Source organism: Williamsia sp. Y853, from assembly GCF_056786495.1.
Map to the genome: position 1 here is coordinate 42,356 of NZ_JBXCJC010000006.1, position 23,947 is coordinate 66,302.

The window sequence follows — 23,947 nt, forward strand, 5'->3', positions numbered from 1 at the left end:
TACTGCGAATGCGGCGGGTCACCTATGCGGCATGTCATTCGACACGGGCCGGTGGCGTGGTCAGCGCGACCGCCTCGTCCGGAAATCCCAGATCGCCGGACCGATTCATCACAACGAACACCACATAGGTCAACATTGCGGTCAGTGGTGCGATCACCAACAACGCCCAGGAGAACCCGATCCCGCCACCGAAGTCGAGGTACGCCCCCGTGATGCGCAGGCTGGGTGCCTGCGTGAACTCGTCGCCAACGGCCACCCCGTCGCGGCCGGGGAAACGCAGACGGGCCACCAGGTCTCCGACCCAGACCGCGACCACACCGGACGCGATCGCGCCGAACGCCAAACCGGTGACGCCGGCCGGACCTCGCAGTCGCGGCGACATCCAGAAGACCACCGCCAGGACCACACCGGCGATCAGGGCCACCGAGAAGTACAACCCGATGGCCGTGAACTCCGACGTGGCATCACCCGTTGCGACAGCACGATCCGGGGCGACCATGCGCCCTTCGATACCCGGAGTCAACAAACCCCAGATCAGGCCCCATAAAACCCCGGCAAGTACCGCACCTGCCGAGACAAAGCCCACAGACCGAACCCTGCCGGTCAACGTTGATACAGCTCCACCGAATCGACGGTACCGTGCCGCGAACATCGCGCCGACCAGCCGTCAGGACGAACCTGGACAACCATCCGCCTGCCGCACTGTCCGCAGTAGCGCGGCGGCTCGAGCCCGAGCTGCGCCGCCCGCGGAATCGAATCGGGGTCCTCGACATCGAGCTTCACCCCGGTGTACACGCCGTAGACCATCGGGACGGCCAGCGGAGTCGGGATGTCGCTCATCGTCTGATCGCTGATCAAATCGAGTCGTTGAGTGCCTTGATCGGCATCTGCAGCTCGTCGAGCAGATCCAGATCGGTTTCGGCAGGACGGCCCAGCGTTGTCAGGTAGTTACCAACGATGACCGCGTTGATCCCACCCAGGATGCCCTGTTTGGCACCCAGATCACCCAGCGTGATCTCGCGTCCACCCGCGAACCGCAGGATGGTGCGCGGCAGCGCCAACCGGAACGCGGCAACAGCCTTGAGCGCTTCGGCCGCAGGCAACACATCGAGGTCGCCGAACGGGGTACCGGGACGCGGGTTCAGGAAGTTCAGCGGAACCTCATCGGGATCGAGTGCAGCCAGGTCCGCGGCGAACTCGGCGCGCTGCTCGAGGCTCTCGCCCATTCCCAGGATGCCGCCGCAGCACACCTCCATCCCGGCCTCACGGATCATCTTCAACGTGCCGAAACGCTCTTCCCAGCTATGGGTGGTGACCACGTTCGGGAAGTGCGACCGCGCGGTCTCCAGGTTGTGGTTGTAGCGATGGACCCCCATCGCCTTGAGCTCATCGACCTGTTCCTGGGTCAGCATGCCAAGGCTGCAAGCGATCTGGATGTCGACCTCGGCCCGGATGGCCTCGATGCCCGCGGCCACCTGCGCCATCAGGCGCTTGTCGGGTCCACGTACGGCGGCCACGATGCAGAACTCGGTGGCGCCGGATTTGGCGGTCTGCTTGGCGGCTTCGACCAATGCCGGGATGTCGATCCAGGCACTGCGAACCGGCGAGGCGAACAGCCCTGATTGTGAACAGAAATGGCAGTCCTCGGGACAGCCGCCGGTCTTGAGGGAGATGATGCCTTCCACCTCGACCTCGGGGCCGCAGTGCTTCATCCGTACGTCATGAGCGAGTTGCAGCAGGTCGGTCAACCGGTCATCGGACAACTGCAATATCTGCAGCGTCTGCTCCTGGCTGAGCCCCTCCCCGCGTTCCAACACCTGCTCACGTGCGACGTCGAGTATGTCGGTACGTACTGGCGCCTGGGTCACGTGGGGCCTCCCTTTTGTCGCGAACGTTGAGGTCTCAGTGTGCATCATCACGCACACCGGGTACCCGGCAGTGGGTCACAGACCCGCAAGCCAATCCGGATCAAACCATCCAGATGCCTGCGAAGTAAAACTACTGCGCGGTAGGCTTCCGGCCCCTGCGGGGATCCGCCCGACCACCGGGACTCCCGTCAGGGCCGGCAGGTCGTCGAGGTTGCACAGTTCGGCCAGACCCGGCTGCGATGGCCACGAGCCGATGACGATGCCGGAGCACTCGAGGCCTGCGGCTTTGATCGCCGACGTGGTGAGCTCGGTGTGATTGAGCGTGCCGAGTCCGGCCGCGGCGACAACCAGTAGCGGCGCACCGATTCCGGCCGCGACGTCGAGCATGGTGATGTCGGGCGCCAATCGCACCAGCACCCCACCGGCGCCCTCCACCAGCGTGAGATGGTGCGAATCCAACCCGCGGATGCCGTCGATGATCACATGCAGATCCACCGGTGTGGCACCTTCACGAACGGCCGCCCGAGACGGTGCCAGCGGATCACGAAAACGGTAGAGCTCGGACGTAGCGGTGACACCTGCAAGCCGGATCACCTCGTCGACATCGCCGGGTTCGCCCGGCCCGACCCCGGTCTGTGCCGGTTTGCACACGGCCACGCTCGCCCCCGCAGCCATGACCGCAGCTGCCACCGCGGCGGTTGCCACCGTCTTACCGACCTCGGTCGAGGTCCCGGTGATCACGAGTCTCACAGCGCGCCCTCAGATCTCGGCGAGTACGGCCGTGACAACCTCTGCCACCCGGGCGATCTCGTCGTCGGACAGATCTGCGCGAACGGTCAGGCGCAGCCGCGAGGTACCCGGCGGCACCGACGGCGGACGGAAACACCCGGCAAGCACTCCGCGGTCGCGACAACGTTGCGCGGCCGCAAACGCCTGGGCCGGATCGCCGATGATGATCGAGACAACCGCCGCCTCCGACTCCGTGCCGCCACACAGACTCGCGAGCCGGGCAGCGTTGGCACGCACCCGAGTTGCCAGGTCCGGCTGCGCGCGCAGAACCCGCAACGCAGCCTGCGCTGCGCCGGCTGCGGCGGGTGCCAGACCGGTGTCGAAGATGAATGTGCGGGCGCGATCGATCAGATGATCACGGACCATCGCCGATCCGAGGACCACACCGCCTTGCGAGCCAAGCGATTTCGAGAGAACCGCCGTGGTGACGAGGTCGGGGGCGCCGGCCAGTCCGGCTTCGTCCAGAACCCCGCGACCGCCGGTGCCCCGAACGCCGAAGGCATGGGCTTCATCGACCAGCAGTACCGCACCGTTGGCGCGGGCCGCGGCATACAACTCGGCAACCGGGGCGATCGCACCGTCGATGGAGTACACGGAGTCCGTGACCACCATCGCCCGCTGCTCGCTGCGCCCTTCCAATTCTCGTCGTACCGCCGCGTGGTCACCGCGATCGACGACCACCACCCGGGCCCGCGACAGACGGCACCCGTCGATCAATGATGCGTGCGAACCCCCGTCGGAGACGATCAGATCACCGCGACCCATCAGTGCCGACACGGCCGCGATGTTGCCGACATAGCCTGACGAGAACACCAGGGCCGCTTCATAACCGAGGAAATCAGCGAGGTCGTTCTCGAGCGATTCGTGGATCTCGGTGGTACCGGTGACCAGCCGCGACGACGTCGATCCGGCACCCCACAGATCGAGCGCCTCGTGTGCGGCGGCCACGACGTCGGGATGGCGGGACAATCCCAGGTAGTCGTTGGACGCCAGGTTCAGCAACCGGTCGTCGGTCCCACGCGGCACCAACGTCCGGTGCAAACCCTCTGCCGCGCGAACCTCGGCGGCCTCATGGAGCCAGTCCAGCGCGGTGTCGGTGTCGGTGTCGGCCACGTTCGGCGTCATCGGTTTCACTGTGAGAAGCCTCTCATAGAGCCGGAAGTGGTGGCATGGCCCGCCACCGCGGCACGTACGGACGCATTCACACCACCGATCAGTGTGTCGATGTCCGCTTCGGTGCAGATATATGGAGGCATCGTGTAGACGAGGTCGCGGAAAGGTCGCAGCCAGACGCCCGCATCCACGGCAGCATCCGTCGCAACGGCCATGTCGACCGGGTCGTCGAGTTGCACCACCCCGATGGCGCCGAGGACGCGCACTTCCCGCACCCCTGGCAGCTCCGACAGCGGCGCCAGCCCGGTTGCCAGAGCCGCCGATATCCGGGCGACCCGATCGCGCCATGGCGATTCGAGCAACAGTTCGGTCGAGGCGACCGCAATGGCCGACGCCAACGGATTGGCCATGAATGTCGGGCCGTGCGCGAGCACTCCGACGGCCGAACCCGAGATGGTGTCGGCAATCTCACGTGTGCACAGAGTTGCTGCCATCGACACATAGCCGCCCGTCAGCGCTTTCCCGACGCACATGATGTCGGGCGAGACACCCACGTGGTCGGCGGCGAACAGTTCTCCGGTCCGCCCGAATCCGGTGGCGATCTCATCGAAGATGAGCAGCACCCCCTGCTCGTCGCAGATTCGGCGGAGCTCGACGAGGTATCGGGGGTCGTGGAAACGCATCCCTCCGGCACCCTGCACCACCGGTTCCACGATGACCGCGGCCAGCTCGTCCCGATGCGCGATCACCAGCTCTTCGAACTCACCGACGTAGTCGGCCTCGTAATCGACCGGCGGCGCAGGCGCAAAGACCTGCCGGGTCAGGACGTCGGTCCACAGCGAATGCATCCCACCTTCGGGATCGCAGACGCTCATCGGTGTGAACGTGTCGCCGTGATAGCCGCCGCGCCAGGTCAGGAGCCTGTTTCGACTTGTTGTGCCCCGAGCCCGCCAGTACTGCAGGGCCATCTTCACGGCGACCTCGACGGATACGGATCCCGAATCCGAGAAGAACACGGTGCGCAATGTTTCGGGGGTCATCTCCACCAGCAGCTCGGCCAACCGGGCCGCGGGCTCATGCGTCAGACCACCGAACATCACGTGCGCCATCGAGTCGAGTTGAGTGCGCGCAGCGTTGTCGAGCACCGGATTGCGGTAGCCGTGGATCGCCGCCCACCACGAACTCATCCCGTCGACCACCGTGGTCCCGTCGGCGAACGTCAAACGCACGCCTTCGGCCGAGCGCACCACCCGCGGGACCGGCTCCGGATGCGGCATCGTGCCGTACGGATGCCAGATCAGTTCGGAATCGAGCCTGCTGATCTCCGCTGCGGAGCGCGCAGCCGATTCGTTCGAAGCTTCAGGAAACGTGGGCACGGATCCACACTAGTGAGGGCGCGCGGTGGATCTGAGCCCGGGATTCTGATCTAAGGCAGGTACATTACGTGGCTGGACAGCCCAACGAATTGCTGCGATCCGACCGATCACGCGGCAGACCCCGAACAAATGAGACACCAGACCATTGACTGCCACGCCCAGCGTTGACACGCGGACCTCCACGGTTCCCCCCGACACGGTGCCGATCTACCGGACCGACCTCGACGGACTCCGTGGCCTCGCGATCGTCCTCGTGGCCTGCTTTCACATCTGGTTCGGCCGGGTCTCCGGTGGCGTCGACGTCTTCCTGACCCTCTCGGGCTATTTCTTCGTCGGCTCGCTGCTGCGGCACACCATCGTCAGCCAGGACGAGCGGACCACGTTGTGGAAGACCGTCAATCCGGTCCAACGTCTGACGCGCCTGGCCCGGCGGCTCCTGCCCGCTCTGGTGGCGATCCTGATCGTCATCAGCCTCGGGACGCTGCTGATCTTCCCGGAAACCCGGTGGCTCGCCACCGGACGCGAGGTCATCGCGAGCCTGTTCTACTACCAGAACTGGTTCCTGGCCTTCAATTCCCAGGACTACACCGCGGCAAGCTCGGCCAACAGTCCGTTGCAGCACCTGTGGTCGATGTCGGTGCAGGGTCAGTTCTTCGTGGTCACGATGCTCACCGCGCTCGCATTTGCCGGTGCCATCAAGTTGCTGGTGCGGTCCGGGTTCAAGAAGCTTGCCGACCCGACGGTGATCCGGGTGGTCATCGGTCTGGCGATCCTCGGCGTCGCCGCGGTGTCGTTCTACTGGGCACACATGCGGATGGGCGTGAACCAGCAGTTCAACTACTACGACACCATCTCGCGCGCCTGGGAGCCGCTGGCCGGTGGCCTGCTCGCCGTGTGGATGCCGAAGTGGCGTGTCCCCAACGCGATCCGCAACCTGGTGGCGATCGTCGCGCTCGGCCTGATCATCAGCTGCGGCTGGTGGATCGTCGGTGTCGAGCAGTATCCCGGACCGTGGGCCCTGGTTCCGGTGCTGTCCACTCTGGCGATCATCTGGTCCGGCAACAACGCCGTCAGACGTGGCTCATCGGTCGAACGGCCCGCGGTCAGCAATGCACTGGCCGGCAGGCAGATGGTCTGGCTCGGCTCGATCTCGTACGCGCTGTACCTGTGGCACTGGCCGCTGCTCATCTTCTATCTGACCTGGCGCGACAAGAACGACGCATCGATCGTCGAGGGCACCGTCTTGATAGCGCTCTCGATCGCGTTGGCCTGGCTGACAAAGCGGTATATCGAAGAACCCCTGCGGGCACCACGTTCGGTGTCCGCTCACGGACCCGTACGCGGGGCCGGAGCCGGCCAAGGTGTTGATAAAGACGGCCCATTGCACGAAGGGACGGCGTCGCGGCACCATCAGCCGGCCCATGCCACGCCCGTGCGCCCGTGGCGTGGACGCCTGCTGAACTATTCGACGATTACCGGCAGCCTCCTTCTGGTCGGCGCCATCGTGATGACTACCGGGTTCAAGGCGTGGGAGAGCCACGCCACCAATCTGACCGTCGACACCACCAACCTCGATCCTCGCGTCTACCCCGGCGCCGGTGCGCTCCTCGACGGTGTCCCGGTACCCCACGTGGACCCGCAGCCCTCGCCACTGGCAGTGGTGATGGACTTGCCCGCAACCTCGTTCAACGGCGACATCAGCGACTTCGACGACGGCGACGTCCACATCGGTGAGTACGGAGATCTGCAGGCCACCAAAACAATTGCACTGGCAGGCGGTTCCCATGCCGAGATGTGGATCACCGCGCTCGACATCCTCGGCAAGCAGAACCATTTCAAGGTCAGGACCTACCTGAAGATGGGCTGCCCGCTGACGGCCGAAGCAGAACCGAAGCAGTCCGGAGTCCCCTACCCGCAGTGCCGCGCGTGGGTGGACAAGGTGATGCCGATGATCATCGCCGACCGACCCGATGCGGTGTTCACAAACTCGACCCGACCCAAAGACAACGATCCCGGCGACTGGGTCCCCGACGACTACCTGCCGATCTTCGCCCAGTTCGCCGCCGCCGACATCCCGGTCCTGGGCATCCGCGACACCCCCTGGCCGCACAACGATGACGGAGCCATCAACACCCCGGACTGCCTGTCGAAGAGCTCCAACGACGACTGCAGTACGTCCCGCGCGTGGGCATTGGCGCCTACCGATCCGGCGCTTGACGTGGTGCCCGACTACCCGAATCTGCATCCGCTCGATATCACCGCGGGATTGTGCGACGACACAACATGTCCCGCCGTTGTCGGAAACATCACCGTCTACAAGGATTGGCACCACCTCAGTGCCACCTTCATCCGTAGCCTGATCCCGGAATTGCAGCGTCAGATGCAGGCCGCCCTACCCTGGACGTAACCAGCAGATTGCGGCCACGGTGCCACGCCCCGCTCCGAATGCCGCCCGGCCCGCGTCCCAGTAGGGTCTTGGACATGAGTAATCGAGAGTGCAGATGACGACGCCTGACGGTGGTGCGCTCACGGAGGACGCCGGTGACGAAGTACCCACCGAGGTGAGTACGCCAGAATCGGACACGCCGACTGCGGTGCCGGCGCAGAGCAGCGCCGCCGTGACCGAAGAGGTCGAAGAACTCATGGTGTGGCCGGGTACGGCCTACCCGCTCGGCGCCACGTTCGACGGCACCGGAACGAACTTCTCACTGTTCTCCGAGGTGGCGACTAAGGTCGAGCTGTGTCTGATCAGCAAAGACGGCACGGAGACGCGCATCGAACTCGAAGAGGTCGACGGCTACGTCTGGCACGCATACCTGGCCACGATCTCTCCCGGACAGCGATACGGTTACCGCATCCACGGACCTTACGATCCCCGGCAGGGTTTGCGATGTGACCCGTCGAAGCTCCTCGTCGACCCCTACGGCAAGTCGTTTCACGGAGAGTTCGACGGCGATGCGTCGCTGTACTCGTATCCGATCGCTCTCGATCCCCCTGCTCCCGAACCGCCTGCTTCCGATCCGGCTGTTTCCGAACCATCGTCCGGGGAGTCGACAGGCGACGAAACCACTTCGGCAACAGATGAATCCGTCGCCGAGGCAATGGCCGCCAGTGAGGTCGAGGTCCCGGTCGCCGACACCGCGGCCGAACTCTCGAGCGAATCCGACGATCTCACCGACGTCGCGGTGGTGGCAACCACGGTCACCGAGACCGAAGCGGAGGACGCCGGGGCCGAGCCCGAGGCAGAAGCGGATCCCGAGCAGCCCGACCCATTGTTCGGAGAACCTCCGCGCCTGGATTCGTTGGGACACACCATGACCTCGGTCGTGATCAACCCATTCTTCGACTGGCAGCATGACCGCGCGCCCAACCGTCCGTACTACGAGACCGTCATCTACGAGGCCCATGTCAAGGGCATGACCGCCACGCATCCCGAGGTCCCGGAACAACTCCGCGGAACCTATGCGGGGCTGGCGCATCCGGCGATCATCGACCACCTGACGAAGCTCGGTGTCACGGCCATCGAACTGATGCCGGTGCATCAGTTCCTGCAGGACCAGACGCTACTTGATCAGGGCCTGCGAAACTACTGGGGCTACAACAGTTTCGGGTTCTTGGCTCCCCACGCCGACTACGCGTCGAACAAGCGGGCCGGCGCCGCAGTGCCCGAGTTCAAGGCGATGGTCCGGGCATTCCACGACGCGGGTATCGAGGTCATCCTCGATGTGGTCTATAACCACACCGCCGAAGGCAATCACATGGGACCGACCATCGCCTTCCGCGGCATCGACAATGCCGCCTACTATCGGATCGTCGACGACGAGCCCTGGGCCTACATGGATTACACCGGGACAGGTAACAGTCTCAATGTCCGGCATCCACACACCCTGCAGCTCATCATGGATTCCCTTCGGTACTGGGTTCTCGAAATGCATGTCGACGGATTCCGTTTCGACCTCGCATCGACCCTGGCCCGGGAACTGCACGATGTGGACAGGTTGTCGGCATTCTTTGATCTCGTGCAACAGGATCCGGTGGTCAGCCAGGTCAAACTCATCGCCGAGCCGTGGGATATCGGCGAAGGTGGCTACCAGGTCGGTAACTTCCCCGGCCTGTGGACCGAATGGAACGGCAAGTACCGCGACACCGTGCGCGACTACTGGCGTGGCGAACCGGCGACCCTTGGCGAGTTCGCGTCCCGGCTCACCGGTTCCTCTGATCTCTACGAGGCGACCGGACGTCGCCCCAGCGCCAGCATCAACTTCGTCACCGCACACGACGGATTCACGTTGCGTGATCTGGTGTCGTACAACGAGAAACACAACGAGGCCAACGGTGAGGACAACCGGGACGGCGAGAGTCACAACCGGTCGTGGAACTGTGGGGTCGAAGGTCCCACCGATGATCCGGTCATCGAAACCCTGCGGGCTCGCCAGCAGCGGAACATCCTGGCCACCCTGATGCTCAGTCAGGGCACCCCGATGATCGCCCATGGCGATGAGATCGGCCGGACGCAACAGGGCAACAACAACGTCTACTGCCAAGACAATCCTCTGGCCTGGATGGATTGGGCTCTGGCAGAGAAGAATTCCGAGCTTCTCGATTTCACTGCCCGGGTGATCGACCTCCGCAAAGAGCATCCGGTGTTCCGTCGTCGGAGGTTCTTCGCCGGACGTCCCATCCGCTCCGGCGACGAACCTCGCGACATCGCATGGCTCACCCCATCGGGCCACGAGATGACCGAAGAGGATTGGGACAGCGGTTTCGGAAAGTCCCTCGCGGTGTTCCTGAACGGATCGGCCATCGGAGAGAAGGACATTCGTGGACGCGTCGTCCAGGACAACGACTTCCTGATGTGCTTCAACGCGCACTACGAGCCGATCGCGTTCGGATTGCCCACAACCTTCTACGCCAACGAGTGGGAGGGCGTACTCGACACCGCGCATCCCCTCGGTGACAGCGCCGTCATCGCCAAGGCCGGAACCCCCGTCCTGGTCACCGGAAGGTCGTTGCTGGTCCTGCGCAAGGTGAACTGATGATCCTGCCTCCCACCGCCACCTACCGTCTCCAGCTGAATAGTGGTTTCACATTCGCCGACGCCGCCGGAAACCTCGATCACTATGCGGCACTGGGGATCAGCCATCTGTACCTGTCGCCGGTGCAGACCGCCCAGGAGGGATCCGAGCACGGTTACGACTGGGTGCCGCCTCCCGAGGTCTCCCCCACCCTCGGCGGCATCGACGGTCTGCGGGATTTGCGTCGCGCCGCTGCCGGACGCGGCATCGGGTTGATCATCGATATCGTGCCCAACCACACCGGCGTCGAGGACCCGCGGCAGAACCCGTGGTGGTGGGACGTACTACAACTGGGCGCGAACTCGCAGTACGCGTCCTACTTCGACATCGATTGGTCGTCGGAGAACGGGGCCGACGGCAAAATCGCTCTGCCGGTTCTGGGTTCACCCGACGACCTCGACGCCCTGGAGATCGACGCCTCCGGCCCGGAGCCCGAACTCGCGTTCTACGAACACCGCTTTCCACTCGCTCCGGAAACTTACGACCCACAGGCGCCGGAATCAGCGGTCGCGGTGCACGACAAACAGCCATATCGGTTGGTGCCGTGGAACATCGGTGTCATCGGCTATCGCCGCTTCTTCTCGGTGAACGGCCTCGCCGGACTGCGGCAAGAAGATCCGTCCGTGTATGCGGCCACCCACACCCTGGTCCGCCAACTCATCGACGAAGACCTGGTCGACGGGATCCGGGTTGATCATCCCGACGGTCTGGCAGACCCGCAAGGGTATCTGCGCAACCTTCGTGACGACCTCGGACCGGACCGCATCCTGCTGGTCGAGAAGATCCTCTCCAAAGGTGAACCCCTCGACCCGTCGTTGCCGGTGGATGGCACCACCGGGTACGAGATGTTGCGTTCCGTCGGAGCCGTTCTCATCGACCCGAATGGCGAAGAGCCACTGGGTGATCTCCATCAGCGGTACGCGGGCGACCGCGGCGATCACCGGTGGCTCGAGGCCGCCGAACGGCATCTGAAGTTGTCGATCCTGTCCGACACCTTCCCCGCCGAACGCGCCCGACTCCGGCGCACACTCCTGGCGTTCGCGGCCGCCACATCACCCGTCACCCCAGAGGTCTCCGCTGAAGACCTCGACTCCGCGATCGGCGCGGTCATCGCTTCCCTCGGCGTGTACCGCAGCGACTATCCGGTCCTGGCCGGAACACTGGAGTCTGTACTGGCCACCAAAAAACAACGGCTACCTGCGTTGAGTGCAGCGTTCGACCTCATCGGTGCGGCCGTCGACTCCGACGCCGAGGCGAGAGCACGTCTGGCGCAGGTCTGTGGCGCCGTCACCGCCAAAAGCGTTGAGGACTGCCTCTTCTACCGAACCGCCCGACTGGTGGCCCTGCAAGAGGTCGGCGGCGATCCGGGGACATTCGCCGATTCGACCGAAGAGTTCCACCGCATCAACGTCGAACGGGCCGCCGCCTGGCCCCGAGCGCTGACCACACTCTCGACACACGACACCAAACGCAGCGAGGACGTCCGCGCCCGCATCGGCGTGCTGTCCCAGATCCCCCTGCGCTGGACCGAATTGGTGGATCGATCGCAGACGCGCAACCCGGCGCCCGACGGAGTCACCGGACTGTTCCTGCGGCAGAACCTTTTCGGTATCTGGCCGATTGACGGGGTGATCACCGATGACCTGCGGGGCCGCTTCCATGACTACGCGACAAAGGCCATCCGCGAAGGTGCGGTCGGCACCACCTGGACCCAGGTCAACACCACCTTCGAGTCGGCAGTGCATGGGTGGATCGACAACATCTTCGACGGGCCCTGTGCCAAAGACCTGACCGACCTGACCGGCGAGGTCGGCTCGCATGCCGAATCCGACGCTCTCCTGCAGAAGGCCCTGGCCATGTTGACGCCGGGAGTCCCCGACGTCTACCAGGGCACCGAATGGTTCGACGATTCGCTGGTTGATCCCGACAACCGACGGCAGATCGACTACAGCCGATCCGTTGACCACCCCAAAGTCGCAATCGTGCGCACCGCAGCACAATTGCGCCGTCGACGCCCCGAGGTGTTCACCGCAGGCGACTATCACCCGCTGCCTGCGCACGGCCCGGCAGCTGAACACGCCATCGCATTCGGACGCAGTGAGCCCGGCGCGGACGTCTCGGTGATCATGGTCGGATGCCGCTGGACCGCGCGTCTCGACGAACACCTGTGGAAGCAGACAACACTCGACCTTCCGCCCGGCACCTGGCGAGAGTTGCTCACCGGCAGCGACATGTCCGGAACCGTGCAGATCGCGCGCTTCGGAACCGCCGTCGCGATCCTCGAACGAATCTGACTCTCGGGGGTACTTCCCGGTCAGCCGGCGGGAGCGGGCGCGGTGGCCGGAGCGGGCGCGGTGGTCGGTGCGGGCGCGGTGGCGTTCGGATCAACACCGGTGCTCGACGGACCCGGATCCATCTGGGATACCAGCCATTTCCCGTCGTGCTTCTCCAGCGTCAGCTGGAACATGCCCAGGTTGGTGACCGGGGTGGTCGCCACACTGCTGGTGCCGGTGATCTCGGCGACCACCAGAGTGGTTGCCGTGTCGGTCGTATTGGACACCACACCCGACGACCAGATCTCAGGTGTGATCTTCAGCTGCATCGACGCGATGTCGGTCTGGGTCTTCTCCCGCTCGTTGAGCAGGTTGTCCCGGAATGCACCGGTGGTCAACGGCGACATCCGATTGACGTACTCACCGGCGGTGGTGGTGTTCATCGAATCGAGCAGTTGGGTGACGAAGTAGTTGGACGCCGCCTTCGCATCCGATGCCGCATCGAGCTTGGCCTTGTCCGACTTCCAGTTGACGCCGAAGAAGATCACGGCACCCAACAAGGCAACAACCACCGCGCCTGCCAGAATTTTTCCGACGACCGCAACGCTGATGGTGATCTGCTTGCCGCCCTTGGTATTCGAGTCGCTCACGACGCGGCCCGGCACCGCGGCTTCGACTGTCGGGACGTCGGCCTCGGAGCCTGCTGCTTTGCGTCGCGGCTTCCCGGTCGGCTTCTTGCTCACCGAGACACCCTCGGTGGGCTCGCCTTCGGTTTCAGGTTTGTTGTTCTCGGCCATACGGCGTTTCTACCTCATAACAATTGTCGGACGGTGGCGCGTGGTGCTCTCGCAGCTCAGCCCAACGGGGCGGTACGCGCATTCGGATCGAAATTCGGTGGCGGACCGGCGGTGTCATCACCGGGCGGACGTGGCGCGTTGGATGCCCCGCGTATCTGTTGTGTCTGATCCTCGGTCACGCAGTACAGGTTGACCGGTACCGAGGCCTCGAGGATTTCGGTCGGCGGTTCCGGCAACACCGGGTAGTCGCAGTACGGACGTGGATAGATCGACCCGTAAGCCCACCAGGCGCCGTCGTGGAACATCGACTGCGCGGTGATCGCCCCGTCGCGGATCGCCGGGAACAGATTCACCAGGGCCGGAGCACGCAACGCGCCCTGCTCGGCGATGTCGAGGAACTGCGTGAGCACACCCGACAACGGATCGGTCAGCTGGTTGAGCGACCCGCCCAGGGTTGTCAGCTGCGCAGGCGCCCGGCCGAGGAAGGTACGCAACTCCTCATCCGAGGCAGCCAGGGCATCGATCAGTTCGCTCATCCCGGTGGTCAGTGTTCCCAGATCGGGCTGGATATCGGCCGTCGTCTCCAGGATCGTTCCGGTGTTCTGGATCAACGTGACCGTTTCCGGGAGTACCCGATAGAGATCGGCAAAGATCACGCCGCCGCTGTTGAACAGCGCACGCAACTGATTCTTACCACCGCTGTCGAGCGCGACGTCGAGCTCGTCGATGGTGATGCGCAGCTTCTCTGCATCGATCTGCCGCACCACGTCGAGCGACGACTCGAGCAGTTTCGGGAATGCGACCGTCGACGACGTCTGTGTGGTCGAGATCTTGTCACCATTCGAAAAGTACGGTCCGTCAGCGGTACTCGGCTGGAAGTCGACGTATTGTTCACCGACGGCGGACAAACCGAGCGCGGCGACGTGCGAATCCTTGCTGATCTTGTATTTGGAGTCGATCACGACCTTCACCTCGACCGAGGTCGGAGTGGTCCGGATCTGGTCGACCGCACCGACCCTGGCCCCGCGCAACGTCACGTCCGATGTGCTCTGCACGCCACCGGAATTGGCGAACTCCACGGTCAGCTCGTACGTGTCATCCAGCGGCCGCCAGCGCAGCACCCCCAAACTCAGATAGCCGAGGCCGACGAACATCACGAGCACCAGGGCAAGGTTCGAGAGCAATATCTTGTGTTTCAGCAACCACGCTGTCATCGCTGTCCCCTCACCCACAACATCCGCGGGTACCGGTCAGCCGGGCCAGCACCCTGGTCAGAGTCTGTTCCAGGCTGTTGACACCATTGGTGAGATCCTCCATCTCGGGAAGCCTGCTGCGCGAATCGAATCCGAATCCCGGCGACAGGTACCAGACCCTCGCGGACACGGTGGCCGCGCTACCGGGTGTCGCATCGACCCACTTGGGGGTCAGCACCTTGAGCCTGTCGGCCAGCGGACCGAGTTCACCGGCGGCGCGACCGAAGGCCTCGACATCGACGGCGAGATTGTTCGTCAGCTCGACCGTGTTCTGACTCTGGCTGTCCAGGAAGTCGTTGAGCGCATCCGTGACCGCCTTGGTCTTGTTCATCGTCGTCACGATCGACGGGATCTGGCCGTTGACGACGTCCAATGCCGGGCCAACCGTGCCGAGCGACGCCACCAACTGATTCCGGCCGTCGGCCAGGTCGGTGGTCACCGCGTTCAGCGACTCGAGCGAGGTGTCGATCTCCTCGGTGTTCATCGCAAGACGGCTGACACCGGTGGTCAGCCCCTGGATCACACCGGTCAGATCCTCCGACTTGCCGCCGATCGCATCAGAGAGTTCGTTGATGATCTCGGTCAGATTCTTGATGGCACCACCGTCGACAAACGCGGTCGCGGTCACCAGCAGATCCTCCACCGTTGCGGCCTCGGTCATCTCACCGGTCAGTGTGTCGCCCGACGCCATCAACGCCGCCGACGTTGCCTCGGCCGGCGGGAGCAACGCGACGAAAACGTCGCCGAGCGGAGTGGCCTGGCGCAGCTGTGCGCCGGTACCGACAGGCAGCTCGATGTCCTTGCGAACGCGCATGGTGACATTTGCCCGGTAGTTGTTGGCGGTGATCGTCTCCACCAGTCCGACGTCGTTGCCGTTGAGCTTCACCTTGGCCCGCGACGGCAGGTTGAGCGCGTTGCCGAAGGATCCCTTGATCTCATAGCCGTCGCCGACGCCACCCGGCGCGGGCATCGGGAGCTGTTCGATGGTCAGCCCCGGGATCGCACCACAACCCGACAACAACATCATTGCTGCCAGGCCGGCGATCACGGTCGCCCGCAGTCGTTGTCCGGTCCACTTCTGTCCGGTCCGCTTCTGCCCGGTGCGCTGCACATTCCTCATCTGCTCAACTCCACCAGCGCCGAGAACACACCGAGGTCCGGTCCGAAGCCGGTCAACTTGCCGGTCCGGCAACCGTCAGCGTGCAAATTGATCGCCTCACAGAATGTCGAGAGAAGCTCGTTGTCGAGCAGCGACTTGTCCACCAGAACCTGTGCGCGCCAAGCCCGTTGCTCCGTCGACACGGAGTTCGCCAGGTTCTCGAAGGCCAACGGTGCAACATCGATGGTGTCGACCAGTTGGCGCGAATAATCGCTCAGGTTGCTGATCAGTCCGGCCAGCCGGCCCATCGCACCACCGAGGGTGTTGGTGTTGGCCTCGAGGAACGTAGCGGTGTTGTTGAGGGTCTGGTTGAGCGCTCCGAGTGTGGCCTGCAGGCCGACCGACTGGTCGCCAAGCATCTGCGACACCTCGGTGAGCGACGCGGAGAATGCGGTCATCTTCGGGTAGTTGTCCACCAGGGCCGTGGTCAGCTCCGACATGTTCTTGATCACCTCGACCAGGGCGTCACCGTTGTCGACACCGACCTGTGCGAACTTGCTGAGCTCGTCGATCGCGGTCTTCATGCGCTCACCGTTGCCGCCGAAGATGCCGGCCGAGATCGTCAACATGTCGCCGAGTGGACCGTTGCCATCCGGGTCGGACGCGAACTCTTGCACCAGATTGTCGACGGTGTCGAACAGCGTGCCGATCTCCACCGGCGACTTCGCGTTTGCCAGCGTGTCGCCTTCTTCGAGCTTCGCTCCTTCGACATACGGCGGCGACAACTCGACGTGCCGGGTGGTCACCAACGAGGTGTTGATGATCGCGGCGGTGGCATCGGCGGGAATCGGGATGTCATTGTCGACGGTGAACTCGACCTTGACGTGTTCGCCCTCCGGAGTGATCGACAGAACCCGGCCCACCGGCATCCCGAGCACCGAGACATCGTTGTCGACATACAGGCCCGCGACGCTGTCGAAGTAGGCCGTCAGCTTGATCGACTGTCCCGCAGCATGTTTCAGACCCTCAGGGATCAGCGAACAACCGGTACCCACCAGGGCCGTGGTGAGCAGGACCGCGATCAGGACAACAGTGCGGCGCACCTGTACCCCCAGCAGATGAGTATCGGTCCGAGTCAGCATCCGGCCACCACATTCGCTGCGCAGAGCCAGTTGTCGGGGAACAGACCCCACGGGAGATAGCCCATCGCGTACGGACCCGATCCCGTGGTGTTCGCGATCGAGCGCACCGTCAACGGCAGCACCTCGAGCAGATGCCGCAGGTTGTCCCGGTTCTTCTCCATCCCTTCCGAGATCGTGTTCAGGTTCATGACCAGGGGCGCGAACTCGTTGTTGTTCTCCGCCGCCAGCGCCTCCATCTCGTTCGACAGCTCGGCAACACCGTCGAGCAGGCGCATCACCATTTCCTGCCGGGTGGCGATCTTCTGTGCCAGCAGCTGACCCTGCCCGACGATCACCGACAGCTGGTACTGGCTGCTGGTGATCACATCGGTCACCGTCTCGGTGTCCTGGATCAGCAGGTTGATCTGGTCGGTGCGGTCGGTGATCACCTGCGACATCTGTGTCAGCGCATCGAGCGTCTGCCGGGTGACCCCTGGCGCATCGGCCAACTGTTTGTTCAGTGCGTCGACGCTGCCTGCGAGTTCGCCGGCGTTGATGCCTGCCAGGACCGGCGTGCCGCGCTCGATCGTCTTCTGCAGGTCGTAGGGCACCTGGGTGTTGGGGATGCGGGATCCGCTCAGCTGCTCGGTCGAATCCCCGATCTTGAGGTCGATGAACCGCTGACCCAGCAACGTCGAGAGTTTGATCTCCGCCGAGCCGTCCACCATCACCTCGACGTCCTTGTCCACCTCCATGCCGATCTTGACGTGGTCGCCTGACAGCTTGGTCGACGACACCTCACCGACATCGATACCGGCCACCCGAACCTTGTCACCGGTACGAATACCTCCGGCCTGCGAGAAGTCGCCCGTGTACTCGCGCTTGCCGATTCCGGAGTCGGACAACACAAACGTCGCCATCACAACAACCAGCAAAGCCACCGCACCGAGGACACCAAGCCAGATGAACCGGCTGTTGCGCCAGCTCGTTCGCATGCGATCGCGACTGAACACGCTCATCGGCACACCACCGAATGTTCTGAGCCGCCGATCTGGCTGATCAATCCCGGCGGGAACAACACCCCACCGATGGAGACATCCAGGTCGCAGGCATAGATGTTCAGGTAAGTGCCCTGACCCATGACCATCGGGAAATGCACCAGGAACAGTGGCAGGTCGATGGCCAGCTGGTCGAGCTTGGCGCCGACGCCGATCAGCTCGCTGGTGGTGGATCGCAGACCGCTGCCGATCGATTCGACATCCGGACGGATCTGACCGAGCAGCCCGCCGAGACGGTCGGTGGCGCTGCCGATGCTGTCGACCGAGGCACCCAGCGCGGGCGAGTTGGCGTTGAGCCCCTCGATCAGACCGGCCAGATTGTTCACGAGCTCCTGCATCTGTTCGCCCTGCTTGCTCAGATCTCCCATGACCGCACTGAGGTTCGTGATGATGGCGGCGATCACCTGGTCACGGTTGGCAAAGTCGGAGGCCACCTCGCCGATCTGGGCGATCGTGTAACTCAGTGAGACCTCATTGCCCTGGAATGTCTGGACCAGACTCTCCGAGAGCGCGTTGACCTGCTCCGGTTCCAGGGTGTCGAACACCGGTTGGAACCCGGCCAGCAAAGCCGACACGTCGAACGAGTCCTGCGACGGTTCCTGCAACGTCGAACCCGCCTTCATCCGCTGCTGCTCGGAGTCGTCGACCAGTTCCAAGCCGAGGTATCGCTGTCCGATGAGATTCTGATATTTGATCGATGCGCGGGTGTTGGTGAAGACCGACTGGTCGTTCTGGACCTCGAACTGCACTTCGGCGCGGTTGCGATCGAGCTCGATCGATGCCACCCGGCCCACCCGGACGCCTGCCATCCGCACGTCATCACCTTCGTGCAGACCGGCCACGTCGTTGAAGTGGGCGGTGTACTTGTTCGTCTCCCCCGGTACCGACCGCTCCAGCGTCGACCAGATCGTCCAGGTCAGCACCAGCGCCAGGACGGCAAAGAGACTGAATCCGATCAACGGCTTGCGATAACTCATCTCCCACCTCCCTGAACCTGGACGGACTGCACCAGCGGACCCAGCATCAACGTGTCGGCCGCCGACGGCTCCCGGTCCAGCGCGGCCTGCAGTGTCTTGTTGTCGGTCGCGGTGGTGACCACACCCGGCGCAGACGCCGGGCTCGTGTCAGTTGTTGCATCGGAGGTGGTTGCGCCGGCGGGGGTGATCGCCAGCGGACCCGAACTGGTCGGTCCGGTACCGGTGCCGGGTCCGGTACAGCCCGGCCCGCGGGTGATGCCGTATTCCCCGCCGTCGTAGACCGGGCAGTTCTGATGCTTGTACATCTGAAACGGGCTGAAGCTGACACCGATGTTGAGCAGGGGTTTGCCGTTGGTGCCGGTGAACACGGTCAGCACCTTGGCGGCAAGCACGTTGAGTGCGCGCAGGCTCTGCGGCAGCGCGTCGGCATCCACGGCAATGGCTCCGGTCATGATGTTCAGGTCGTTGACGATGCGGATTCCGCCATCTCCGTTGGCCGCGAACAGCGTCTGCAGGCCGTCGATCATGCCCTGTGCGGCGGTCAGGGTGCTCACGAGTTCACGCTGACGCTCGATGATCGTCAGCGACGGCACAACCGCTCGCCCCATCGCGTCGAGGAGTGCGGGCGTAGACTCTTCGATTCCCTGCATGGAGTCGTTGAAGTTGTCGAAGCCCGGCGGCGCACCGTCAGGGAACTGGGCATTGATCTGTTCCCAGTACTGATTGAGGGTGCCGACAAATGCGCTGAACACATTGCCACCACCGCGCAGCGCCTCGGCGATCGTCGCCAGGACGCGACCGATCTCCTCCGGCGGTACCGCGGTGAACAGTTCGCGGAGTTCGTTCTGCACCGACTGCAGGGCGATGGTCTCCTTGGACTCGTCCGCGACGATCTTGCTCCCGCTCGACAGATGACCGTTCGGGTCGGCAGGCGGGATCAGCTCCACCGAGTTGACCCCGAAGAGGTTGCTCGGGACCGTCCGGGCGGTCACGTTGGCCGGAATGCCCGGCGCCTGTTCGGGAATGATGTTGATGTTCACGTCCGACAAGCTGGTGTCGGTGACGTCGATCGAGGTGACCACACCGACAATGAGCCCGTTGTAACGCACATCCGCCTGGCTGACCAGGCCGTCCCCGATGTCCTCGAGACTGGCTGTTACTTCGACCTTTTCGTCGAACGCCCCCTGGTACCGCAATGCGAGCACCGCCAGGATCAGGATGAGGACGATCACGAACGCGACACCGCGCAGAAGGTACTGCGTCGCCGATGGGTTCCGCCCGGTTGTGTCGACTTTCATGCCATCACCCCGAGATCCTGATGCCGGGCGACAGACCCCAGAAGACAAGTGTCAACAAGAGATTCGCGAACACCAGCACGATGATCGACAACCTGATCGCGTGCCCGGCGGCCACCCCGACACCCTCGGGACCACCCGAGGCGAAGAAGCCGTAGTAGCACTGGATGAACGTTGTCAGCATGACGAAGATGACAACTTTGATGACCGAATAGACCATGTCGCGCGACAGGATGAACTGGTAGAAGTACGACAGATAGACCCCGTTGCCCTGACCGCTCTGCACCTGGAACATCACTTGGCAGGCAATGTAATTCGCGGCGAGTGAGACCGAATACAGCGGGATGATGCAGATGACGGCCGCGATCATCCGGGTGGTGACGAGATACGGCATCGGACGGATCGCGATCGATTCGAGCGCGTCGATCTCTTCACTGATGCGCATGGATCCCAGTTGCGCGGTGAACCGGCAGCCCGATTGCGCGGTGAATGCCACGGCCGCGAGCAGCGGGCCGAGTTCGCGGGTGGTCGCGAACGCCGACACGGCACCGGTCACCGGCGACATCCCGAGTAGGTTCAGCGCGGTGTAGCCCTCGATGCCGACCGTGGCGCCGCCCATGATGCCCAGCAGGATGATGACGCCGATAGTGCCGCCGCCGACCACTATGGCCCCGTTGCCCCAGGTGACGTCGGAGAGCAGGCGCCAGATCTCTTTGCTGTAGTGCTTGAACGCGATCGGGACAGCCCCGACCGAACGGACCAGGAACGTGACCTGGTGACCGATCAGAACCAGGACGTCGCGGGGTCCCTCATAGACCTTCTTGCCCCACTCGACCGGCTTCAGTACCGGGGGCGTGTATTTGGACGCAACCATCTCAGACCACCCTCGTCGGGACGAGCACGGCGAAGATCTGGGTCAGGATGACGTTGACCGTGAACAGCAGGATCACCGAATTGACGACGGCGGCGTTCACCGAGTTCGCGACGCCGGACGGTCCGCCTTTGGTGTTGAGACCGCGATCGCATGCGACCACGGCAACGATCGCACCGAAGATCACCGCTTTGAGAATGGCGAAAGCGAGATCGGCCGGACTGGCAAACGACGCGAATGTGCCGGTATAGCTACCCGGCGTACCTCCCTGCGCGTAGACGTTGAACACATAGCCGGTGACGAATCCGATGAAGCAGACAAAGCCACAGAGCAGGAAACTGACAACCATCGTCGCGAGCAGTCGCGGCGAGATGAGCCGCTGGGTCGGGTTGACGCCCATGACCCTCATCGCGTCGATCTCGTCGCGAATCGTGCGAGAACCGAGATCCGCCGCGATGGCCGAGCCGACGGCCCCGGCGAGCAGCAGCGAGGTCACCAGCGGAGCGCCCTGCCGGATGACGCCGAGGCCGGTGGCCGCACCCGAAAACGAGGTGGCACCGATCTGATTGGCGATGTTGCCGACCTGAATCGAGACGATCACGCCGACCGGGATCGCCACCAGCAGGGTGGGGATCACCGAGGTGTTCGCCATGAACGCACATTGGCGGATGAACTCACCGAACGGGAACCGCCGCTTCACGATGTCGACAAAGAGAACTTTGAAGACTTCGAGGAACAGCGTCATCTGCCGGCCGAAGGTCTCGAACGAGGCAACGATGTGCTCACGAAACCACCGAGTGAGCGGTGCCAGCCTTCTGCGTGTCGCGGCAGCTCCCCCGGTGCCTGCCGTCACGGATTGTGTAGTCACGCCCTACCTTCGTTGTCCCCGCCACACGTAACCGCATCGTGTGAGTTCGCTCATAGTGCCATATGGATATCGAACCACCCAACGAACACGCGTGGTCCCCCTGAAAACCTGGTTCCGTAGCGCAACTGATGCAATACGGGACTCCGGAAAACTCCCCCGAGAAATGGAAGCGTGCGAAGTCACACTAGCCCAGGTCCCGATCCTGATCGGTACCCGGTGCGATTCTTCGTTAACTTAGCCCATCGAGAGGGGCCGCAACCAGAAGACTGCACATACAGCGTTCTCGGCTCCGAGGACATACGGTTCGGGGGTGACATTCCTCCCGGTGTGGGCGCCTGCCGCACAGAAGATGCGCGTGATCATCGACGGTACGAGACACGAGATGCTGCCGCGCCCTGGCGGCTGGTGGGAATCTCCGGTCAGCGCCGCACCCGGCGCGCGGTACGGATACCTGATCGACGATGCCACCGAGCCACTCCCCGATCCGCGTTCGGCGAGACAGCCGGATGGCGTCCACGGACTCAGTCAGGTTCACGAGATCGCGGAGCAGGTCTGGACCGATACCGACTGGGTGGGCAAGCCGGTCGCCGGAGCGGTCATCTACGAGCTGCACATCGGGACGTTCACGGCCGCCGGAACCCTGGATTCGGCGATCGACAGACTCGATCATCTGGTTTCACTCGGCGTGGAGTTCGTCGAACTGATGCCGGTCAATGCCGTCAACGGCACCCACAACTGGGGCTACGACGGCGTCGGCTGGTATGCAGTCCACGAACCCTACGGCGGCCCGGACGCGTTGGTTCGGTTCGTGGACGCAGCCCACGAGCGTGGGCTCGGCGTCATCATCGACGCCGTCTACAACCACCTCGGACCTTCGGGCAATTACCTCCCGAACTTCGGCCCGTATCTGACCTCCGGCGCCAACTCGTGGGGGCAGGCGGTGAACCTGGACGAGGCCGACTCCGACGACGTCCGCGAGTTCATCCTCGGCTCTGCACTGCGATGGATGGAGGTCTTCCATGCCGACGGCCTACGGCTCGATGCCGTGCATGCCCTCGTCGACCGGACCGCACTGCATCTGCTCGACGAACTCCAGATCCGCACCGACGAACTCTCGGCCCGGGTGGGCCGACCCCTGTCACTGATCGCGGAGAGCGACCTCAACGACCCCCGGCTGATCACCCCGCGCGAGTTCGGCGGGTACGGCCTGGCCGCGCAATGGTGTGACGACGTCCACCACGCAATCCACACCGCGGTCTCGGGCGAGCGCCAGGGCTATTACGCCGACTTCGGCAGTCTCGAAAGCCTGTCGAAGGTCCTGCGGGAAGGTTTTCTCCACGCCGGGACATACTCGTCCTTCCGGCGTCGCAGGCACGGCCTGCCGATCGAACCGGAGCTGGTCAAGGCCACCTCACTGGTGGTCTACACGTGCAACCACGATCAGATCGGCAACCGCGCGATCGGCGACCGGCCCAGCGAATACCTGAGTGCCGGACAACTCGCGGTGAAGGCGGCGCTGGTCCTGACCTCCGCATTCACCCCGATGCTGTTCATGGGTGAGGAATGGGCGGCGAGCACACCGTTCCAGTTCTTCACCTCGCATCCGGAAGACGAACTCGGTGAGGCGACCGCGAACGGCCGCAAGGCCGAATTCGCCGAACACGGCTGGGATGCCGCCGAAGTCCCCGATCCGCAGGACCCGGCGACCTTTGAGCGCTCCAAGTTGCGCTGGGACGAGGTCGGCGTCGGCGAGCACGCCCGGGTGCTCGCCTTCTACCGCGCACTGATCGCGCTGCGTGCCGGCGAACCCGATCTGACTGCGAACACCTTCGATTCGGTGGCCACCGATTGGGCCGCCGACGATACCTGGTTCGCCATGCACCGCGGCGGAATCACCACGGTGGTGACGCTGACCGGGCAGTCGGTCCCTTTGCCGTTCACCGGCACCGTCTTGCTGGCCTGGGAACCGCCTACCCCGGACGGCACGATGGCCGGACACAACGCAATCGTCATCCGCCGGACCTGATCCCCTCGCCCGGATACCAAACGCTCCGGTTATACGAAGATGCTCCACATATTTGTGGAGCATCTTCGTATAACCGGAGCGTTTGAGT

19 protein-coding genes are annotated in these 23,947 nt (G+C 63.9%); 4 read left to right on the forward strand and 15 right to left on the reverse strand.

What is annotated here, in order from left to right:
* Window positions 1-34 precede the first annotated feature (34 nt).
* From AC1TPF_RS25910 to AC1TPF_RS25935, 6 genes are all read right to left on the reverse strand, one after another.
* Window positions 35-586, reverse strand: coding sequence for a DUF2567 domain-containing protein (locus AC1TPF_RS25910; RefSeq protein ID WP_482142105.1), 552 nt, complete (start codon window positions 584-586; stop codon window positions 35-37).
* Between the two features lie 17 nt (window positions 587-603).
* Entirely contained in the window at window positions 604-840 is a 237-nt protein-coding gene (gene bsaP / locus AC1TPF_RS25915) for a biotin synthase auxiliary protein BsaP (RefSeq protein WP_482145730.1), read from the reverse strand.
* Between the two features lie 14 nt (window positions 841-854).
* Window positions 855-1,868, reverse strand: coding sequence for a biotin synthase BioB (gene bioB, locus AC1TPF_RS25920; RefSeq protein ID WP_482142103.1), 1,014 nt, complete (start codon window positions 1,866-1,868; stop codon window positions 855-857).
* Between the two features lie 75 nt (window positions 1,869-1,943).
* Window positions 1,944-2,609 (reverse strand): dethiobiotin synthase, encoded by a 666-nt coding sequence (gene bioD, locus AC1TPF_RS25925; RefSeq protein WP_482142156.1) that lies wholly within the window; start codon window positions 2,607-2,609, stop codon window positions 1,944-1,946.
* Between the two features lie 18 nt (window positions 2,610-2,627).
* The gene (locus AC1TPF_RS25930) at window positions 2,628-3,782 is read right to left on the reverse strand and encodes an 8-amino-7-oxononanoate synthase (RefSeq protein WP_482145731.1); all 1,155 of its coding nucleotides are present in this window, start codon (window positions 3,780-3,782) and stop codon (window positions 2,628-2,630) included.
* A gap of 5 nt (window positions 3,783-3,787) precedes the next feature.
* A complete protein-coding gene (locus AC1TPF_RS25935) occupies window positions 3,788-5,146 on the reverse strand; it encodes an adenosylmethionine--8-amino-7-oxononanoate transaminase (RefSeq protein ID WP_482145732.1) in 1,359 nt (452 codons plus the stop codon).
* Window positions 5,147-5,291: 145 nt separating this feature from the next.
* Between AC1TPF_RS25935 and AC1TPF_RS25940 the strand changes: the two genes are divergently transcribed.
* From AC1TPF_RS25940 to treY, 3 genes are all read left to right on the forward strand, one after another.
* On the forward strand, window positions 5,292-7,553 hold the full coding sequence (locus tag AC1TPF_RS25940; RefSeq protein WP_482145733.1) for an acyltransferase family protein: 2,262 nt from the start codon (window positions 5,292-5,294) through the stop codon (window positions 7,551-7,553).
* Window positions 7,554-7,647: 94 nt separating this feature from the next.
* Window positions 7,648-10,182: a glycogen debranching protein GlgX gene (gene glgX, locus AC1TPF_RS25945; protein WP_482142099.1), complete on the forward strand. Its 2,535-nt coding sequence runs from the start codon at window positions 7,648-7,650 to the stop codon at window positions 10,180-10,182.
* Window positions 10,182-12,515, forward strand: a complete 2,334-nt coding sequence (treY, locus tag AC1TPF_RS25950; RefSeq protein ID WP_482142098.1) for a malto-oligosyltrehalose synthase — start codon at window positions 10,182-10,184, stop codon at window positions 12,513-12,515. Before glgX ends, treY begins: the two co-directional genes overlap by 1 nt.
* Window positions 12,516-12,535: 20 nt before the next feature.
* Here treY and AC1TPF_RS25955 read toward each other — a convergent pair whose 3' ends face one another.
* From AC1TPF_RS25955 to AC1TPF_RS25995, 9 genes are read right to left on the reverse strand one after another with little or no spacing between them, the layout of a single operon-like run.
* Window positions 12,536-13,291 carry a hypothetical protein gene (locus tag AC1TPF_RS25955; protein ID WP_482142097.1) on the reverse strand — a complete coding sequence of 252 codons (756 nt, stop codon included), beginning with the start codon at window positions 13,289-13,291 and terminating at the stop codon, window positions 12,536-12,538.
* 56 nt (window positions 13,292-13,347) lie between these two features.
* Window positions 13,348-14,505, reverse strand: a complete 1,158-nt coding sequence (locus AC1TPF_RS25960; protein WP_482142096.1) for an MlaD family protein — start codon at window positions 14,503-14,505, stop codon at window positions 13,348-13,350.
* Window positions 14,506-14,515: 10 nt separating this feature from the next.
* Entirely contained in the window at window positions 14,516-15,664 is a 1,149-nt protein-coding gene (locus AC1TPF_RS25965) for an MlaD family protein (protein WP_482145734.1), read from the reverse strand.
* Window positions 15,661-16,785, reverse strand: coding sequence for an MCE family protein (locus AC1TPF_RS25970; protein ID WP_482145735.1), 1,125 nt, complete (start codon window positions 16,783-16,785; stop codon window positions 15,661-15,663). Before AC1TPF_RS25970 ends, AC1TPF_RS25965 begins: the two co-directional genes overlap by 4 nt.
* Window positions 16,779-17,783 (reverse strand): MCE family protein, encoded by a 1,005-nt coding sequence (locus AC1TPF_RS25975; protein WP_482145736.1) that lies wholly within the window; start codon window positions 17,781-17,783, stop codon window positions 16,779-16,781. The genes AC1TPF_RS25970 and AC1TPF_RS25975 overlap by 7 nt, the downstream gene beginning before the upstream one ends.
* Window positions 17,780-18,799 (reverse strand): MCE family protein, encoded by a 1,020-nt coding sequence (locus AC1TPF_RS25980; RefSeq protein ID WP_482145737.1) that lies wholly within the window; start codon window positions 18,797-18,799, stop codon window positions 17,780-17,782. The genes AC1TPF_RS25975 and AC1TPF_RS25980 overlap by 4 nt, the downstream gene beginning before the upstream one ends.
* The gene (locus AC1TPF_RS25985; protein WP_482145738.1) at window positions 18,796-20,097 is read right to left on the reverse strand and encodes an MlaD family protein; all 1,302 of its coding nucleotides are present in this window, start codon (window positions 20,095-20,097) and stop codon (window positions 18,796-18,798) included. Before AC1TPF_RS25985 ends, AC1TPF_RS25980 begins: the two co-directional genes overlap by 4 nt.
* A 4-nt stretch (window positions 20,098-20,101) precedes the next feature.
* Window positions 20,102-20,968, reverse strand: a complete 867-nt coding sequence (locus tag AC1TPF_RS25990) for an ABC transporter permease (protein WP_482142090.1) — start codon at window positions 20,966-20,968, stop codon at window positions 20,102-20,104.
* A 1-nt stretch (window position 20,969) separates the two neighbouring features.
* Window positions 20,970-21,710, reverse strand: a complete 741-nt coding sequence (locus AC1TPF_RS25995) for an MlaE family ABC transporter permease (RefSeq protein ID WP_482142155.1) — start codon at window positions 21,708-21,710, stop codon at window positions 20,970-20,972.
* A gap of 433 nt (window positions 21,711-22,143) precedes the next feature.
* Between AC1TPF_RS25995 and treZ the strand changes: the two genes are divergently transcribed.
* Complete coding sequence (gene treZ, locus AC1TPF_RS26000; RefSeq protein ID WP_482145739.1) at window positions 22,144-23,859, forward strand: malto-oligosyltrehalose trehalohydrolase; 1,716 nt, start codon at window positions 22,144-22,146, stop codon at window positions 23,857-23,859.
* Window positions 23,860-23,947 lie beyond the last annotated feature (88 nt).

Excerpts from the sequence above, each read along its gene's own strand:
- bsaP (WP_482145730.1), bottom strand. The coding sequence starts at position 840 with ATGAGCGACATCCCGACTCCGCTGGCCGTCCCGATGGTCTACGGCGTG.
- AC1TPF_RS25930 (WP_482145731.1), bottom strand. The coding sequence starts at position 3,782 with ATGACGCCGAACGTGGCCGACACCGACACCGACACCGCGCTGGACTGG.
- glgX (WP_482142099.1), top strand. The coding sequence starts at position 7,648 with ATGACGACGCCTGACGGTGGTGCGCTCACGGAGGACGCCGGTGACGAA.
- treY (WP_482142098.1), top strand. The coding sequence starts at position 10,182 with ATGATCCTGCCTCCCACCGCCACCTACCGTCTCCAGCTGAATAGTGGT.
- AC1TPF_RS25955 (WP_482142097.1), bottom strand. The coding sequence starts at position 13,291 with ATGGCCGAGAACAACAAACCTGAAACCGAAGGCGAGCCCACCGAGGGT.
- AC1TPF_RS25960 (WP_482142096.1), bottom strand. The coding sequence starts at position 14,505 with ATGACAGCGTGGTTGCTGAAACACAAGATATTGCTCTCGAACCTTGCC.
- AC1TPF_RS25965 (WP_482145734.1), bottom strand. The coding sequence starts at position 15,664 with ATGAGGAATGTGCAGCGCACCGGGCAGAAGCGGACCGGACAGAAGTGG.
- AC1TPF_RS25970 (WP_482145735.1), bottom strand. The coding sequence starts at position 16,785 with ATGCTGACTCGGACCGATACTCATCTGCTGGGGGTACAGGTGCGCCGC.
- AC1TPF_RS25975 (WP_482145736.1), bottom strand. The coding sequence starts at position 17,783 with ATGAGCGTGTTCAGTCGCGATCGCATGCGAACGAGCTGGCGCAACAGC.
- AC1TPF_RS25980 (WP_482145737.1), bottom strand. The coding sequence starts at position 18,799 with ATGAGTTATCGCAAGCCGTTGATCGGATTCAGTCTCTTTGCCGTCCTG.
- AC1TPF_RS25985 (WP_482145738.1), bottom strand. The coding sequence starts at position 20,097 with ATGAAAGTCGACACAACCGGGCGGAACCCATCGGCGACGCAGTACCTT.
- AC1TPF_RS25990 (WP_482142090.1), bottom strand. The coding sequence starts at position 20,968 with ATGGTTGCGTCCAAATACACGCCCCCGGTACTGAAGCCGGTCGAGTGG.
- AC1TPF_RS25995 (WP_482142155.1), bottom strand. The coding sequence starts at position 21,710 with ATGACGCTGTTCCTCGAAGTCTTCAAAGTTCTCTTTGTCGACATCGTG.